A 15,265-nucleotide genomic window follows, 5' to 3' on the forward strand; every position below is an offset into this window, starting at 1 on the left:
CGGGGGCCTCGAATATGGTTGGCGCATGCAATTCGCGACGTTGAACGAGGGCGTGGTGCCGGGTGTCCCCAGCCTGGACGAGCTGCGGGGACTCAAGCCGCTCCAGCAGCCCGAGTGGCCGGACCCGGTGGCGCTGGAGCAGGTGATCGGCCAGCTGCGCAAGCTGCCGCCGCTGGTCTTCGCCGGTGAGTGCGACGACCTGACCGACAAGGTCGGGGCGGTCGCCCGCGGTGAGGCGTTCCTGCTCCAGGGCGGCGACTGCGCCGAGACGTTCGACGGCGTGACCGCCGAGAACATCCGGGCCAAGCTCCGGGTGCTGCTGCAGATGTCGGTCGTCCTGCAGTACGCCGCGAGCGTGCCGGTGGTGAAGGTCGGCCGGATCGCCGGCCAGTACGCCAAGCCGCGCAGCTCCGGCGACGAGACCCGCGACGGCGTCACGCTGCCGTCGTACCGGGGTGACGCCGTGAACGGCATCGACTTCACGCCCGAGTCCCGCATCCCCGACCCGCAGCGCCTGCGCGAGGTCTACAACGCGGCCGCCGCGACGCTGAACCTGACCCGCGCGTTCACCACCGGTGGGTACGCCGACCTGCACCAGGTGCACGCCTGGAACACCGACTTCGTCCGGTCCTCGCCGGTCGGGCGCCGCTACGAGCAGCTGGCCTCGGAGATCGAGCGCGCGCTCGCGTTCATGCGCGCCTGCGGCGCGACCGCGGACGAGTTCAAGACCGTCGACTTCTACGCCTCGCACGAAGCGCTGATCCTCGAGTACGAGCACGCGCTGACCCGGATCGACTCGCGCACCGAGCAGCCGTACGACGTCTCCGGCCACCTGCTCTGGGTCGGCGAGCGGACCCGGCAGCTGGACGGCGCGCACGTGGAGTTCCTGGCCACGCTGTCGAACCCGCTGGGCGTGAAGATCGGCCCGACGACGACGCCGGAGTACATCCGCGCGCTGATCGACAAGCTGAACCCGAAGGGCATCGAGGGCCGGCTCACGTTCATCACCCGGATGGGCGCGGGCAAGATCCGCGAGGCGCTGCCGCCGCTGCTGGAGACCGTCCGCGACCACGGGTCGCCGATCGCGTGGGTCTGCGACCCGATGCACGGCAACACCTACGAGACCCCGAACGGCTACAAGACCCGCAACTTCGACGACGTGGTCAACGAGGTGCAGGGCTTCTTCGACGCCCACGAGGAGGTCGGGACCTGGCCGGGCGGTCTGCACGTCGAGCTGACCGGCGACGACGTCACCGAGTGCCTGGGCGGCGGCGAGGAACTGGTCGCCGAGGACCTGGTCAACCGGTACGAGACCGCCTGCGACCCGCGCCTGAACCGGCACCAGTCCCTGGAGCTGGCCTTCCTGGTCGCGGAGCGCCTCCGAGGAGCACAGTCTTGATCGACCTTCGGTCCGACACCGTCACCCGGCCGTCGGCGGGGATGCTGGCGGCGATGACGAGTGCGCCGGTCGGCGACGACGTGTACGGCGAGGACCCGACGATCATCGCGCTCGAGGAGCGGGTCGCCGGGTTGCTCGGGCACGAGGCGGCGCTGTTCGTCGTCACCGGCTCGCTGGCGAACATCCTCGGGGTGCGCGCGCTGGTTCCGCCGGGGTCCGAGGTGCTGTGCGAGGCGCGGGCGCACATCGCGCGCGCCGAGCTGGGTGCGCACGCGGCCGTCAGCGGGGTGACCACGCGGACGTGGAGCACGCCGGACGGGCAGATCGACCTCGGCCAGATTCGGGAGCTGATCGCGCCCGACCTCGGGCCGTACTTCGTGCAGACCGCGGCCGTGTCGGTGGAGAACACGCACAACTTCGGCGGCGGTTCGATCCAGCACTCGTACGACGCGCTGGCGGACCTGCTCGACGAGGCGCGGCTGCCGCTGCACCTCGACGGCGCTCGCCTGTGGAACGCCTCGGTGGCGACGGGTGTGCCGCTGTCGGCGTACGGGTCGCGCGCGGCGGCGGTCAGCGTGTGCCTGTCCAAGGGACTGGGCGCGCCGGTCGGTTCGGTGGTTGCCGGCTCGGCCGAGCTGATCCGTGAGGCGCGCGTCTGGCGCAAGCGGCTCGGCGCCGGCTGGCGACAGGCGGGCGTGCTTGCGGCCGCCGGTCTGTACGCCGTCGAGCACAACGTCGAACGCCTCGCCGAGGACCACGCCAACGCCCGCCGGATCGCCGAGATCCTCGCCGACGCGGCCCCCGGCTCGGTCAAGCCCGACCAGGTCGAGACGAACATCGTCGTCGCCGACCTGGCCGGTACCGGCCGGACGGTGGCCGAGGTGGTCGCCGGCGCCAAGGAAGCCGGCGTCCTCGTCGGCGGCGTCGGCGCGACCCAGCTCCGCGTGGTCACCCACCTCGACGCCTCGACGGACGACTGCCGCTCCGCGGCAGAAACCATCGCCCGCCTGATCGCCTGACCCCCCGCTCTTCCAGGGGCCCCTCGGTCCAACTTTGAGCACCGGCCAGCCATCGGACCGGCGAAGACATGGCTGAGCGGTGCTCAAAGTCGCCTGTCAGTTCTGGACCGCGCCGCCGTCCACGAAGTACTCGGCGCCGGTGACGTAGGCGGACTCGTCGGAGGCCAGGAAGGCGGCGACCGCGGCGATCTCGTCGGGGGTGCCGACCCGGCCCAAGGGGAAGTCCGGGCCCATCTGGTCCACGACGTCCGCGCCCAGGAAATCGACCAGGCCTTGCGTCTGGGTGGCGCCGGGGCTGAGGACGTTGACGCGGATTCCCCGGCCGGCGAGGTCGACCATCCAGCCGCGGGCGAGGGCGCGAACGGCCGCCTTCGTCGCGCCGTACACGCTCTGCCCGGGGGCCACCCGGCGGGACGCCGTGGAGCCGACGAGGATCACCGACGCCTTGTCGGTGAGCAGCGGCAGCGCGTTCTGCACGGTGAAGATCGTGCCCTTCACGTTGGTCCCGAAGACCAGGTCGACGTCCGCCTCGGTGATCTCACCGATCGGCGCGAGCTTGCCGGTCCCCGAGTTGACCACGAGGACGTCGATCCGGCCGTGCCGCTCCCGCACCGCCTCGAACGCGGCCTCCAGGTCCGCGACGTCGGTCGAGTCCGCCCGGACCGCCGTTACCTGGTCGCCGAGCTCGGCGACCGCCGCGTCCAGTGCGGCCTTGTCCCGTCCGGTGATGACCACCTCGGCGCCCTCGGCCACGAAGCGGCGCGCGATCGCGAACCCGATCCCGCGGCTCGCGCCGGTGACGACCGCCGTCCGGCCTGCCAGTTTCCCGCTCACAGCAACTCTCCTCGTAGTAATTGACTAAGTGGTCTAAAACGTAGCTCGTTATGGACTGAATAGTCAAGAAGTGCTCAAGGTAGGGTGGTGCAACGTCGAGTCACAGCGTTCGGGGAGAGCCGTGCGAGAGATCGTCGTGTTCAGCGGTAGTGCTCATTCCGGCCTTGCCGAGCAGATCTGCGCCGACCTCGGCGTCGACCTCTCGCCGGTCGAGATCCACCGCTTCAGCAATGACTGCCTGCAGGTCCAGCTGCAGGTGAACTGCCGCCAGCGCGACGTCTACATCGTCCAGCCGCTGGTGCCGCCGACGCAGGAGCACCTGATGGAGCTGCTGCTGATGATCGACGCGGCCCGCGGTGCCTCGGCGGCGCAGATCACCGCCGTGATGCCGCACTACGCCTACGCGCGGTCGGACAAGAAGGACGCCTCCCGGATCTCGATCGGCGGCCGGCTGGTGGCCGACCTGCTGGTCGCGGCCGGCGCCGACCGGGTGCTGACGATGGCCCTGCACGCGCCGCAGGTGCACGGGTTCTTCTCGGTCCCGGTCGACCACCTGACCGCGATCGGCGTCCTGGCCGACCACTTCCGCGGTACCGACCTGACCAACACGGTCGTGGTCAGCCCGGACCTCGGCAACGCCAAGACCGCGACCCAGTTCGCCCGGCTGCTCGGGCTGCCGGTCGCGGCGGGCAGCAAGCAGCGGCTGGCCGACGACCGGGTCGTGATCGACGCGATCGTCGGCGACGTGGCCGGCAAGAAGGCGATCGTGCTGGACGACGAGATCGCCACCGGCGGCTCGATCATCGAGCTGCTGGACCGGCTGAAGGACCTCGGCTGCACGCAGGCCGCGGTCGCCTGCACGCACGGCCTGTTCGCCGGCAAGGCGGTCGAGCGGCTGCGGTCGCACCCGTCGATCACCGAGGTGCTCAGCACCGACACGGTCCCGCGTCCGGACGGCTTCCCCGAGCTGCAGGTCAGCTCGGTGTCCAAGCTGTTCGCCGCCGCGATCCAGCGGATCCACGACGGCGAATCGGTCAGCAGCCTGTTCGACGGGGTCGACCCGACGCACGCACCTCCCCAGCCGAAGCTCCCGTTCTAGCCCTCACAACACACCCGGTGCAGCCACTCCGGCTCGTGCCACCAGTACTCGCTGTCATGGGAGTGCGCCTGGTCCCGGCGAAGCGGCCGCGGCCCGGCGCTCACCCGCGCTGTCGTCGCGAACGGTTTGAGCAGTTCGTCGACCGTGTGCAGCCGCCCGGCGACCATCACCTGCTGGACGTCGGCGGCGTGCCGGATGTCCGCCAGCGGATTGCCCCGGACGAACGACAGATCCGCCTGCGCACCCGGCCGTACGACGGCCAACTGGTCCTCCAGGTTCAGCCACCGTGCCGGATTGCGGGTCGCCGTCGTCAGGGCCTCGTACGGCGTGAAGCCGCCCGCGACCATCGAGCGCAGGTTCGCGTGCAGCGACACCGCGATGTTGTCGAGCGGCGCGTCGGTGCCGGCGATGACCAGCCCGCCACCGCGATGGATCCGCAGCACCATGTCGACGTTGCCGCGCAGCAGTTCGCGCGTGGTGACTCCGGCCGGACCCGACGCGGTGCTCACCTCGGTCTGCAGAGCGGCGTACTCCCACGCCGGGAACAGCGTGGTCGTGCGTCGATCGGTGAGCAGCGACGGATCGTCGACGTGCGCCATCGTCGAGTTGAACAGCGTCGGCGTGACCGACAGCCCGGCCCGCGTGAACAGCGTGACCACATCGGCGTACGCGCGTCCGAGGCGGCTGACCGTGTGCGAGTAGCCGAGCCGGTTCGTCGCGCCGGTGTGTTCCATCCCGTCCATGCCGAGATGCTCGGCGGGGTAGAGGTAGTGCGACGACAGCTGCAGGCCGAGCTGGTGCACGGCCGCGATCGTTCGGCGCTGGTACTCGATCGGCAGCCGGACGTACGTCTTGACCAGGTCGTACCCGACACCCGCGACCCGGTCGAGCTCGAGCCCGAGCTGCTTCAGCGACAACGTCGGGCGCATGAAGTTGTAGTAGACCCGCGAGCCGTCGATCGCCTCACCGGTCGCGAAGTACCGCGGCCCGGTCAGCGACCCGTGCGCGAGCGCTTCCCGCGTCTCCTGCATCTGGTACACGGGATCGCCGGGCGAACGCGTACTCGTGATCCCGTACGACAGCCACAGGTTGCCCTGCCGAGCACCCCAGGCCCGGCCGCGCAGGTGCCAGTGGTTGTGCGCGTCGATCAGCCCGGGCATCACGGTCAGTCCGGACGCGTCGAGGTCAGCGCGTCCCCGGTGCGGCCGGACGGCGGCGATCTTCGACCCGTCGAGCACGACATCGACGTCCGGGCGCAGCTCCTGCGCGCGGCCGTCCCACAGTGCGCCCGCGTGGATCGTGACGTGCTGGTTCACCGTCGCCCGCTGCCAGGTCAGGTCGAGCCGGATCCTCCGCGGCCGCGCGCCGTCGACATCGGTACGACGCAAGCGCCCGTTGTTCAGGTAGACCAGCGTGCGATCGTCCAGCCAGGCCGGCGAGTCCGTGACCTCGCTCGTCACTGCCCGCGGCTTGCCGGTGAAGCGGCCCTGCCGATCGACCGGTACGACGTACAGGAGGCTCTCCACGACGAAGGCGAGCCGGCGCCCGTCGGGGGAGAAGACCGGGCCGTCGTCGCCGCGGGTCGCGAGCGAGCGGAACGGCATCGGCTCGACGTACTCGAAGGCGGTCGTCGCGACGTCGACGTACAGCAGCTGGCTGGTGCCTTCGCGGAACCGCTTCGAGAACGGCTTCACCGCGGCGAGCACGATCGTCCGGCCGTCGGCCGACCAGCTGACCCGGCCGGGCTGGAACAGCGTCGGTGTCAGCTGGCGGACCTGCTGGGAGGCGAGGTCGAGGACCCAGGCGATGCCGTCCTGGTCCTGGTAGGCGATCTGCTTCCCGTCCGGTGAGAACCGCGGCGCGGTCTGGGCCCCGGGCAACGAGGACAGCTTGGTGTCGGTGCCCTGGGCAAGGTCGTGCAGCCAGAGGTCCGCCGTACCGTCGCGGTCACTGGCGTAGAGCAGCTTGCGGCCGTCGGGGGAGAAGTCGGGATCGGAGTTGAAGTAGCCATCGGCAACGATTTTGCGCGGCCGGCCGGTGCCGTCGGTCCGGGCCAGCCAGAGTGCGTTCAGCGCGCGGAAGCTGAGCCACCGGCCGTCGGGGGACACGGTCGGGCTCGCAATTCCCTTCACTGCTTGGGGTTTCGTCGACTCGATCTCCGGACGCTTCGGTCGAGGGCGCTTCGAGGTCACCGGCACGACCGCCGTGAACGGCACCGCCACGGACGAGCCGCCGGAATGCTTCATCACCTGACCGTCAGCCGTGTAGTAGAGGTCGTCACCGACCCAGGACGGCGGTACGGCGAAGACGTCCTTCCCGGTCGTCACCGCCGCGTCGCCGATCACGAGGTCGGAGGCCGGCCCGGTGAGCCGCACGTAGGCGAGCTGACCGCTCGGCGAGTACGACGGGCCGAACACGGTGGTGCCGGTCTTCGCGGCGACGACGGTCCGCCGTCCGCCGGTGGTCAGGTCCAGCTCGACGATCGCGCTGGTGTCGGTGGTGAAGGCCAGCTTGCGGCCGTCGGCGGAGACGGCCGGTTCGGCTTCCTCGGTCGGGTCGTCGGTGAGCGCGACGATCGCGCCGGTGCGCAGGTCGAGCCGGTGGATGCCGTACGTTCCGCTGCCGCCCCGGTCGGACGAGAACACGATCGCGCGGCCGTCCGGGGTGAAGTGCGGCTCGCGGTGGTCGTACCGGCCGGTGGTGAGCTGACGGAGTCCGTGACCGTCGGGACGGATCGTCCAGAGGTGGAAGTTGCCGTCGCGGTAGGACTGGAAGACGAGCTGCTTGCCGTCCGGCGACCAGCGCGGCCGGGTGGCGTCCTGGAGGTCGTCGGTGAGGCGCTTCGCGCGGCCGCCGCCGGACGGTGTCACCCAGATCGCGGTGACCAGGTCGAACGCGAGGTGACGCCCGTCCGGGGACACCGCGACCATGAGGTTCGTGCCTTCGGTCAGCGTCGCCTGGTTGCCGGACGCGGGCTGTGCCGCCAAGGCGTCGGCGACGGGCAGGGAGCCGGCGGCGGCCACGCCGCCGGTGAGTTGCAGGGCGCGACGGCGGGAGATGCTCCAGAGGGCGGTTTCTTCGGAGTTCACGGGCGGATCCAATCCCTGAGGCGGTGGGACGGAGCCGAATCTGCCAGCAGTGTCGACCTCAGTTGAGCCTGTACGCCGGGTCCGGCGACGAACGGGTGATTCGTTGCGACGAACGGCCGGGCTCTATCGTCTGCGGCATGAGTTCCCCCGACGATCCGACAGCTGCCTCCGCGACCCCTGGATCCGGCGAAGGCCCGGCCGGCGCGGCGGCGACCGGCGGTGGGCTGGTTGTGCCGCCCCGGGTCCTCGGCGCACTGGCCGCCGTTGCGTGTGTCGTGGTCGCGCTGGGGGCGGCGTTGGCCGTCGACGGCCGGCTCGATCGGCACTGGGTCATGCGAGGGCTCACCTTGCTGCTGGCACTCGGCTGCGCCGGGGTGCTGGCCGCGGAGAACGGCCGCCGCGCGCGCCGGATCATCGCGGTGGTCGGCCTGCTGATGTTCGGCTTCGTCTTCCCCGTCACCTCGACCATCTGGTCGACGCCGCCGGAGATCGACTTCGCCCTGTGGGTCGCCGACGACGCCGAGGCCGCGGCGGTGAAGAACGCGCGGAGCGTCGTCACCGTCGAGGACGTCAAGCGGGCCGCCGAGGCGCGCGGCGGCGCGATCGGCTCGCTGGCCACCGAGAAGGCGCCCGAGGTGCGCGGCGCCACGGCGTACCCGCTGATCGTCCGCGCTCACAAGGACCAAGGCCGCCCGTGGGCCTGCCTCAGCTTCGAGAACGGCCTGACCGCGAAGGTCCGCGCCTGCTGATCAGTACTCGCTCGCCAGCTCGTCCGCCCGCGCGAACGGATCCCAAGTGATCGGTACGCCGTCGAGCTGCGCGGCGACGACCTCGAGACCCGCTTCCCAACCGGCCGCCGCGGGCCCGGCCGCGTCGCGGTCGCTCAGCACGTTGGTGAAGACAAGCCGGCACCCCTCGGCCGTGCCGGTGATCTCCCAGGTCAGGATCTCGTCCAGCCACTCGTACTCGAGCACGAACGGCGGCTCGCGCCGCAGCATCCGCCCGTTCGGTTTGTGCTCCGGATCGTCGTCCATGCCGTACGCCGCTCGCTGCCGCTCGGTCACCCCGAAGAACAGCTCGCCGTCACCGGACAGGTCCACCGCCGCGGGAAACCACGCGGCCAGCTGCGCCGGGTCGGTGAGCGCTCGCCAGACCTTCTCCGGCGGATGGCCGAACAGCCGGACGAAGCGGATCGCCACCCGCCCGTCCTCGGTCGCGTGCACGGTCCCGCGCTCGGATGCCATGTCTGGAATATAACCAGTCGAGTATGTAAGAGCAAGCTGTCCACTGGATGAGAAATCGATTTCCAGCTCTCCCCAACGACCGGCCAGGACCCTAGGCTCGCGGGCATGACTCTTGGGAACCTGGCCGGAATCAGTGCCGTCGTGGACGTCCAGAGCCGCTCGATCAGTGCGGAGAACCCGACCGGCGAGCCCGGTCAGGGCGGCCGCCGGACCGAAGGAACCGGCGCCAACGCGGCCCGCGACCTCGGGCAGGGCTGGAAGGTCTCACCGTCGATCGAGATCGGCCCGGGCGAGACCGCGACGCTCGCCGACATCGCCGGCAGCGGCTGCATCACCCACATCTGGCTCACCACGCACAGCGACAACTGGCGACGGCTGGTCCTGCGCTCGTACTGGGACGGCGACGACGCGCCCGCGGTCGAGGCGCCGGTCGGCGACTTCTTCTGCTCCGGCTGGGGCCGGTTCGCGCAGGTCAACTCGCTGCCGGTCGCGGTGAACCCGAACGGCGGCTTCAACTGCTACTGGGAGATGCCGTTCCGCGAGCAGGCGCGCCTGACGATCGAGAACACCTCGGACGAGAAGGTGGTCGTCTACTTCCAGGTCGACTACTGGCTCGGCCAGGTCGCGGACGGCTCGGCGTACCTGCACACGCAATGGCGGCGGAGCAACCCGCTCCCCTCGAAGACCGTGCACACGCTGCTCGACGGCGTCGAAGGGCCTGGTCATTACGTCGGGACGTACATCGCGTGGGGAGTGAACAGCTCGGGCTGGTGGGGCGAGGGTGAGGTCAAGTTCTACCTGGACGGCGAGGAGTGGCCGACGATCTGCGGCACCGGGACCGAGGACTACTTCGGCGGCGCCTGGAACTTCGACCTGGGCCCGGACCGTGGCGGCTACGCGGAGTTCAGTACGCCGTACCTGGGGATGCCGCAGGTGATCCGGCCCGACGGGCAGTACGCGAGCCAGATGCGGTTCGGGATGTACCGCTTCCACCTGCCCGACCCGGTGCGCTTCCGCGAGTCGCTGCGCGTCGACGTCCAGGCGCTCGGCTGGCGGTCGGGCGGACGCTACCTGCCGCTGCAGGACGACATCGCGTCGACCGCGTTCTTCTACTCGACGAAGACCAGCACCACCCGCCCGGCGGCGCCGACCCACGACGCGATGGAGATCTGCTGAGCGATCTTTGTGCACGGATCAGCCATGATTTCGCCTCGATCGTGACTGGCCCGTGCACAAAGCTGCGCTTCAGGGATGTGCGAGGGGGCGGTCCAGGGCGGCGACGGTGAGGACGACCAGGGCTGAGGTCCAGCCGAGCGGTGCTTCGCCGGCCGGCTGGACGTCGCGGTTGACCTTCTCCGGCAGGGCTCCGCTCGGCGTGCGGTGCGTGTCGAGCCAGGTCAGCAGTTCATCGGCCGTCGCTCGGTCGCCGCGGGCGGCGGCACTGAGCGCGAAGAGCGCGGTCTGCGGCGTCCAGGCGACGCCGTCGGCCCGCCACTGCTCGCCGGGGGTGACGCCGCCGTTGGGCTGGGTGAGGACCTTCCGCGTCCGGTCGATCACCTGGTCGAGCCCGGCGTCGGGGGGAGCGAACGGCGGGCCGAGGACGGTGACGATCGCGTCCGCGCTGCCGCCGATGCCGGTCGTCATGCCTTCCCAGACGCCGGCCGCGCGGGCCGGAGTTCGGGGGTAGTCCGGTCCGAAGTGCCGAACTGTTGCCTTGGACAACCGATCGAAGCCGGCCTGCCAGCGCTCGGCATCCGCCGCCCGGTCGAGCTTGCGGGCGATCGCGAGACCGGCGCGCAGTCCGGTGAGGAGGGGAGCGACCGTGCCGAGCGTCACCTCGGACTCCTCGCGTTCCCAGTAGTCGGGGGACGGCGCGGGAAGGCCGTCCGGTCCGAGTTCGGCGACGATCTGGTCGGCGGACTCCTTCACCATCGGCCAGTACCGGCTGAGGTCGCGGTCGCAGAACCACGTGGCCCAGAGCACCCAGCCGGAGCCGTCCAGCTGTGCCTCGCGGCCGTCGGCCGGGACGCCGCCGGTCTCGGCGAAGTAGCGCGCTTCCCACCGCCCGGCCTTCGGGCGGACCCGGTCGAGGAACGCGAGGACGCGGCCGGCTTCGTCGTACTGGCCGAGCGAGCAGCGCGCCGCGGCGACGAACGACGCGTCCCGCGGCCAGACGAACCGCCAGGGTCCGTCGTTGCCCGCCAGCGTCGCGCCGTTCGGGAGGGTCAGCGCGTCGAGGTCGGCGAGCGCGTGCCGGACGAGTTCGGCGTACGGCGTACTGGTGGTTGCTGGTGGCAACGGCCGGCCGGGGACGCCGTCGGCGACGAGTTGCGGCTGGGGGTTGCGGTCCAGGTTGGAGACGGTGGCGGAGGCGAGGATCGCCAGCAGCACGCCGATGACGGCGGCCGGGAACCACCGGACGCGTCGCGCGCTGTCGTCCCGCATCACCAGCCTCCTCCGGCTACTGGGCGAGGTGCTGGACCTCGGCCTCGATCTTGCGGCGTGGCGCCAGTTCGACCAGGTACATCGCCGACATCACCAGCGCGCCGCCGACCAGCATCCGCGCCGTCACGCTCTCCGACCCGAACAGTACGGCGAACGCCGACGCGAAGACCGGTTCCATCGTCATCGCGATCGCCGCGCGCGTCGGCGTCAGGTGCGCCTGCGCCCAGGTCTGGACGATCAGCGCGAGCGCGCCCGCGATCAGGGCCATGTAGACGACCCGGATCCAGTCGGCGCCGCCGGAGGGCAGCGTGAACCCGCCGGGGATCGCGCCGATCGCGCACACCACGGTGATCACGACCATCTGCAGCGCCGACAGGCCGAACGCGTTCGACGGCGTCGACCAGGCGCCGAGGCCGATGATGTGCAGCGCGTACAGGGCGGCCGAGGCCAGCGTCAGCAGCTCGCCGGTCCCGAGGCTGAAGTCGCGCAGCGACAGGACACCGAGGCCGATCGTCGCCAGGACGACGGCGATCCAGGCCCAGCGGCCGATCTTGTGCCGCAGGATGACCGCGGCCAGGAGCGGCGTGAACACGACGTACATGCCGGTGACGAAGCCGGAGACGCTTGCCGACGTGTGCCGCAGGCCCTCCGTCTGGACCAGCTGCGCGATGCCGTACGTGACGCCGAGGGCCACGCCGCGACCGCGGTCGAGCCGGCTGAGCCGGGCGATCGCCGGCGGATGGATCGCGATCAGCGCGACCGCGGCGATCAGGAAACGCAGCGCCAGGTAGTCGGCGACGTCCATCCGGTCGAGCAGGTCCTTGGTCAGGAAGAACGTGGATCCCCAGGCCGCGGCCACCGCGAGCAGAGCGATCACGGCGAGGCGCGAGCGATTCACGAGCAAAGCTAAGCAGACACCTGACAGGGCGACCAAAACGCCAGCTGCTGCTCGCTCTTGACAATAGTTAACAGATACGAGAACTATTGCGGCATGGTGAACGATCAGGTCGACCGGTTCTTCGAGGTCCTGGCGGACCCCACCCGGCGGCAGGTGGTGCGACTGCTCGGCGAGGGCCCGCAGCGGGCCGGTCGGCTGGCCGCCGCGACCGGCGTCTCGTCACCGGCGATGAGCCGGCACCTGCGGATCCTGCTGTCGGCCGGACTGGTCACCGACGAGCGGGTCGCCGAGGACGCCCGCGTGCGGGTGTTCCGGCTGCGGCCCGAGCCGGTGGTCGCCGTACAGGCCTGGCTCGATCAGGTGCAGGCGCACTGGCAGGAGAATCTGGGCGCGTTCAAGAGGCACGTCGAGGACAAGGGGACGTCATGACGAAGCAGTCCGCGGCCGCGACCGTCGAGGTCGCCACCGATCCGGAGACCGCGTTCAAGGTCTTCACCGACGAGATCGACCTGTGGTGGGTGCGCGGACCGATCAACTTCTTCGACTCCGCCCGGGCGATCGAGATGCGGATCGAGCCCGGCGTCGGCGGCCGGATCCTGGAGATCTACCAGGTCGGCGCGGAGGGCACGGTCGAGGACGCGCTCGAGCTTGGCCGGATCACGGTCTGGGAGCCGGGCGCGCGGCTGGGCTACCGCAGTTCCGTCGACGACACCGAGACCACGATCGGCTTCGAGGCCATCGACACCGGGACGCGGGTGACCGTCGAGCAGGTCCTGCTGCCGGGCGGTCAGCAAGCCTTCTACATGTGGCCGAACGTGATCGGCTGGCTGCCGGCCTGGATCGACCGCCGCGACTCCGCACCGCGGACGACGCGGGACCTCGACCGGATCAGCATGGCCCTGTACTACGAGGACCCGGCCGCCGCCGCGCGTTGGCTGAGCGACGTCTTCGGCCTCGACTCCTGGGACCGCGTCCCCGCCGAAGGCGAACGCGCGCCCTGGCTGGAGCTGCACATCGGCAACTCCGCGCTGATCCTGTTCAAGCTGAAGGACCGCGGCGCCCCGCGGCTCGACCACGGCCTGTGGGTGTACGTCGACGACCTGGACGCCCACTTCGCCCGCAGTACCGAGCAGGGCGCCAAGATCGTCTCCGAGATCCATCAGCACGGCTACCGTCGCTACGAGACCCTGGACCTGGAGGGGCACCACTGGACCTTCGCCCAGGCTCGCCCCACGATGGCCTGATGCACTACGAGGACACCGGCCGCGGCGACGCCGTCCTACTCTTGCCCGGCTGGGCCGGAAGCATCGCCGAGTTCGGTTGGTTGCGTGGAGAACTGAGCGAGGGCTTCCGCGTCGTCGCTGCCGACCTGCCCGGCTCGGGCCGGTCCCAGCCACAGCCGCGGGAGTACTCGGTGGACTTCTACGCCGAGGACGCTCGAACCTTCCTCGCCCTGCTCGACGAGCTCGGCATCGCCGCGGTCCACCTGGTCGGCTTCAGCGACGGGGGAGAGGTCGCCCTGCTGATGGCGGCGCTCGATCCCGCGCGCGTGCTGTCGGTCGTCACCTGGGGTGCGGCCGGCCGTGTCGTCGAGCCGGCCGCCGGCCCGACGTTCGACCAGCTGGAACGCCTGATCGACGAGCCCGTCCACGAACTGCTGCCGCTCGCGGCCTATCTCGCCGAGGCGTACGGCGTCCTGACCGCGCGGGCGATGGCGCGCAACTGGGCGACGGCGCTGCGGGGGATCGCGGCACGAGGTGGGGACGTGGCCAGGGCTCACGCGGCGAGCATCCGGTGCCCGGCCTTGCTGATCGCCGGCAGCGACGACGTGTTCTGCCCGCCGTACCTGGTGAAGGAGCTGGCCGACGCGATCCCCGGCGCCCGGTACGACGAGTTCGAGGGAGCGGGCCACGACCTGCACCGATCGGCGGCCGGGCGGTTCACCGCGACCCTCGACGACTGGCTGAGCCTGCACTAGAACGTGATCTGCGTCATGCGATGTCACAACCGCTGAGCAGATGGTGTCTTGAGGCCGAACCCCCAGGGAACGGAGACGAGACGATGATCAAGCAGATCGAGGCCGTGGTGATCGGTGGCGGGTACGCCGGAGTGATGGCGGCCAACCGGCTGACCAAGCGGGCGGACGTGGCGGTCACCTTGATCAACCCGCGGGCGACCTTCGTCGAGCGGATCCGCCTGCACCAGCTGGTCGGCGGGTCGGACGACGCGGTCGTCGACTACGACCACGTGCTGGCCGACGGAGTGCGGCTGGTGGTCGACGCCGCCGACCGGATCGACGCGGCCGACCGCACGGTGACGCTGGCGTCCGGGACGACCGTTTCCTACGACTACCTCGTGTACGCCGTGGGCAGCGGAACCGACGCCCGGCAGGTGCCGGGGCTCGAGTTCGCCTACCCGCTCAACTCCCTCGAGGAGGCCGAGCGGCTGCGACCGCTGGTCACCGACGCCGAGACGGTGACCGTGGTCGGCGCCGGGCCGGCCGGGATCGAGACCGCGGCCGAGCTGGCCGAGGCGGGTCGCCTGGTCACGCTGGTGTGCGGCGGCGAGCTCGGCCCGTACCTGCACCCGAGCGGCCGTCGTACCGTCGCCGCGCGGCTGGACAAGCTCGGCGTGAACGTTGTCGAAGGCCCCGGTACGACGGTGACCGCCGTGACGCGCGAGGCCGTTCGGCTCGCCGACGGACGGGAGCTGCCGAGCGACCTGACGATCTGGACCGCCGGGTTCGGCGTACCGGATCTGGCGGCGCGCAGCGGACTGACCACCGACGCGCTGGGCCGGCTGCTCACCGACGAGACGCTGACCAGCGTGGACGACGACCGCATCGTCGCGGCCGGCGACTCGGCCGCGCCGTCCGGCCTGCCGTTCCGGATGGGCTGCCAGTCCGCGGTCCAGCTCGGCCCGCAGGCCGCCGAGACCGTGCTCAGCCGGATCGCCGGCAAGAAGCCGGCCGACGTCGGCGTCGGGTTCGCCGGGCAGTGCATCAGCCTCGGCCGCGACATCGGCATCTTCCAGTTCGCGCACCGCAACGACGTGGCGATCAGCCTGCACCTGCGCGGCCGGTTCGGTGCGATGGTCAAGGAGATGATCTGCAAGAGCACCGTCTGGCAGCTCAGGACCGAAGGACGCCACCCTCGTGTGATGAAGTGGTGGATGAAGGACGGCAAGCGCCCGCAACTGGTGAGCAGCGTCCGGGTCGCCACCCGCCAGGCGTGAGAGG

At 70.8% G+C, this 15,265-nt stretch carries 14 protein-coding genes; 9 read left to right on the forward strand and 5 right to left on the reverse strand.

Annotated elements, in window-relative coordinates:
• Positions 1-25 precede the first annotated feature (25 nt).
• Both ABD235_RS03730 and ABD235_RS03735 read left to right on the forward strand, forming a co-directional pair.
• Entirely contained in the window at positions 26-1,399 is a 1,374-nt protein-coding gene (locus tag ABD235_RS03730; protein ID WP_344169346.1) for a class II 3-deoxy-7-phosphoheptulonate synthase, read from the forward strand.
• Entirely contained in the window at positions 1,396-2,418 is a 1,023-nt protein-coding gene (locus ABD235_RS03735) for a threonine aldolase family protein (protein WP_344169349.1), read from the forward strand. Before ABD235_RS03730 ends, ABD235_RS03735 begins: the two co-directional genes overlap by 4 nt.
• A 96-nt stretch (positions 2,419-2,514) precedes the next feature.
• Here the strand turns inward: ABD235_RS03735 and ABD235_RS03740 are convergent, their stop codons facing one another.
• Entirely contained in the window at positions 2,515-3,252 is a 738-nt protein-coding gene (locus ABD235_RS03740) for an SDR family NAD(P)-dependent oxidoreductase (protein WP_344169352.1), read from the reverse strand.
• 121 nt (positions 3,253-3,373) lie between these two features.
• Here ABD235_RS03740 and ABD235_RS03745 point away from each other — a divergent pair, with 121 nt between their 5' ends.
• Entirely contained in the window at positions 3,374-4,351 is a 978-nt protein-coding gene (locus ABD235_RS03745; protein ID WP_344169355.1) for a ribose-phosphate diphosphokinase, read from the forward strand.
• Here the strand turns inward: ABD235_RS03745 and ABD235_RS03750 are convergent.
• Positions 4,348-7,440: a DPP IV N-terminal domain-containing protein gene (locus ABD235_RS03750; RefSeq protein WP_344169358.1), complete on the reverse strand. Its 3,093-nt coding sequence runs from the start codon at positions 7,438-7,440 to the stop codon at positions 4,348-4,350. The two genes, ABD235_RS03745 and ABD235_RS03750, sit on opposite strands and share 4 nt — an antisense overlap.
• A gap of 137 nt (positions 7,441-7,577) precedes the next feature.
• Here ABD235_RS03750 and ABD235_RS03755 point away from each other — a divergent pair, with 137 nt between their 5' ends.
• Positions 7,578-8,189 (forward strand): hypothetical protein, encoded by a 612-nt coding sequence (locus tag ABD235_RS03755; RefSeq protein WP_344169361.1) that lies wholly within the window; start codon positions 7,578-7,580, stop codon positions 8,187-8,189.
• Here ABD235_RS03755 and ABD235_RS03760 read toward each other — a convergent pair whose 3' ends face one another.
• Positions 8,190-8,684, reverse strand: a complete 495-nt coding sequence (locus ABD235_RS03760) for an SRPBCC domain-containing protein (protein ID WP_344169364.1) — start codon at positions 8,682-8,684, stop codon at positions 8,190-8,192.
• A gap of 105 nt (positions 8,685-8,789) precedes the next feature.
• Between ABD235_RS03760 and ABD235_RS03765 the strand changes: the two genes are divergently transcribed.
• Complete coding sequence (locus ABD235_RS03765; protein ID WP_344169367.1) at positions 8,790-9,860, forward strand: glycoside hydrolase family 172 protein; 1,071 nt, start codon at positions 8,790-8,792, stop codon at positions 9,858-9,860.
• Between the two features lie 69 nt (positions 9,861-9,929).
• On the opposite strand, the gene ABD235_RS03770 is transcribed toward ABD235_RS03765, so the two are convergent.
• Together ABD235_RS03770 and ABD235_RS03775 are read right to left on the reverse strand one after the other, a co-directional pair.
• Positions 9,930-11,129, reverse strand: a complete 1,200-nt coding sequence (locus ABD235_RS03770; protein WP_344169370.1) for a glycoside hydrolase family 15 protein — start codon at positions 11,127-11,129, stop codon at positions 9,930-9,932.
• A 16-nt stretch (positions 11,130-11,145) separates the two neighbouring features.
• The gene (locus ABD235_RS03775; protein WP_344169373.1) at positions 11,146-12,027 is read right to left on the reverse strand and encodes a DMT family transporter; all 882 of its coding nucleotides are present in this window, start codon (positions 12,025-12,027) and stop codon (positions 11,146-11,148) included.
• A 93-nt stretch (positions 12,028-12,120) separates the two neighbouring features.
• Here ABD235_RS03775 and ABD235_RS03780 point away from each other — a divergent pair, with 93 nt between their 5' ends.
• From ABD235_RS03780 to ABD235_RS03795, 4 genes are all read left to right on the forward strand, one after another.
• On the forward strand, positions 12,121-12,456 hold the full coding sequence (locus ABD235_RS03780; protein ID WP_344169375.1) for an ArsR/SmtB family transcription factor: 336 nt from the start codon (positions 12,121-12,123) through the stop codon (positions 12,454-12,456).
• Positions 12,453-13,271, forward strand: coding sequence for a VOC family protein (locus tag ABD235_RS03785; protein WP_344169378.1), 819 nt, complete (start codon positions 12,453-12,455; stop codon positions 13,269-13,271). The genes ABD235_RS03780 and ABD235_RS03785 overlap by 4 nt, the downstream gene beginning before the upstream one ends.
• Positions 13,271-14,005, forward strand: a complete 735-nt coding sequence (locus ABD235_RS03790) for an alpha/beta fold hydrolase (RefSeq protein ID WP_344169380.1) — start codon at positions 13,271-13,273, stop codon at positions 14,003-14,005. The genes ABD235_RS03785 and ABD235_RS03790 overlap by 1 nt, the downstream gene beginning before the upstream one ends.
• An 83-nt stretch (positions 14,006-14,088) precedes the next feature.
• A complete protein-coding gene (locus ABD235_RS03795) occupies positions 14,089-15,261 on the forward strand; it encodes an NAD(P)/FAD-dependent oxidoreductase (protein WP_344169383.1) in 1,173 nt (390 codons plus the stop codon).
• Positions 15,262-15,265: the final 4 nt, after the last annotated feature.

The sequence above is a fragment of the Kribbella lupini genome (assembly GCF_039529595.1).
In the GTDB taxonomy this organism is placed as follows: domain Bacteria; phylum Actinomycetota; class Actinomycetes; order Propionibacteriales; family Kribbellaceae; genus Kribbella; species Kribbella lupini.

Bases quoted from the DNA above. Each gene is read 5' to 3' on its own strand.
- ABD235_RS03730 (WP_344169346.1), top strand. From the start codon at position 26: ATGCAATTCGCGACGTTGAACGAGGGCGTGGTGCCGGGTGTCCCCAGC.
- ABD235_RS03755 (WP_344169361.1), top strand. From the start codon at position 7,578: ATGAGTTCCCCCGACGATCCGACAGCTGCCTCCGCGACCCCTGGATCC.
- ABD235_RS03760 (WP_344169364.1), bottom strand. From the start codon at position 8,684: ATGGCATCCGAGCGCGGGACCGTGCACGCGACCGAGGACGGGCGGGTG.
- ABD235_RS03765 (WP_344169367.1), top strand. From the start codon at position 8,790: ATGACTCTTGGGAACCTGGCCGGAATCAGTGCCGTCGTGGACGTCCAG.
- ABD235_RS03770 (WP_344169370.1), bottom strand. From the start codon at position 11,129: ATGCGGGACGACAGCGCGCGACGCGTCCGGTGGTTCCCGGCCGCCGTC.
- ABD235_RS03780 (WP_344169375.1), top strand. From the start codon at position 12,121: ATGGTGAACGATCAGGTCGACCGGTTCTTCGAGGTCCTGGCGGACCCC.
- ABD235_RS03785 (WP_344169378.1), top strand. From the start codon at position 12,453: ATGACGAAGCAGTCCGCGGCCGCGACCGTCGAGGTCGCCACCGATCCG.
- ABD235_RS03790 (WP_344169380.1), top strand. From the start codon at position 13,271: ATGCACTACGAGGACACCGGCCGCGGCGACGCCGTCCTACTCTTGCCC.
- ABD235_RS03795 (WP_344169383.1), top strand. From the start codon at position 14,089: ATGATCAAGCAGATCGAGGCCGTGGTGATCGGTGGCGGGTACGCCGGA.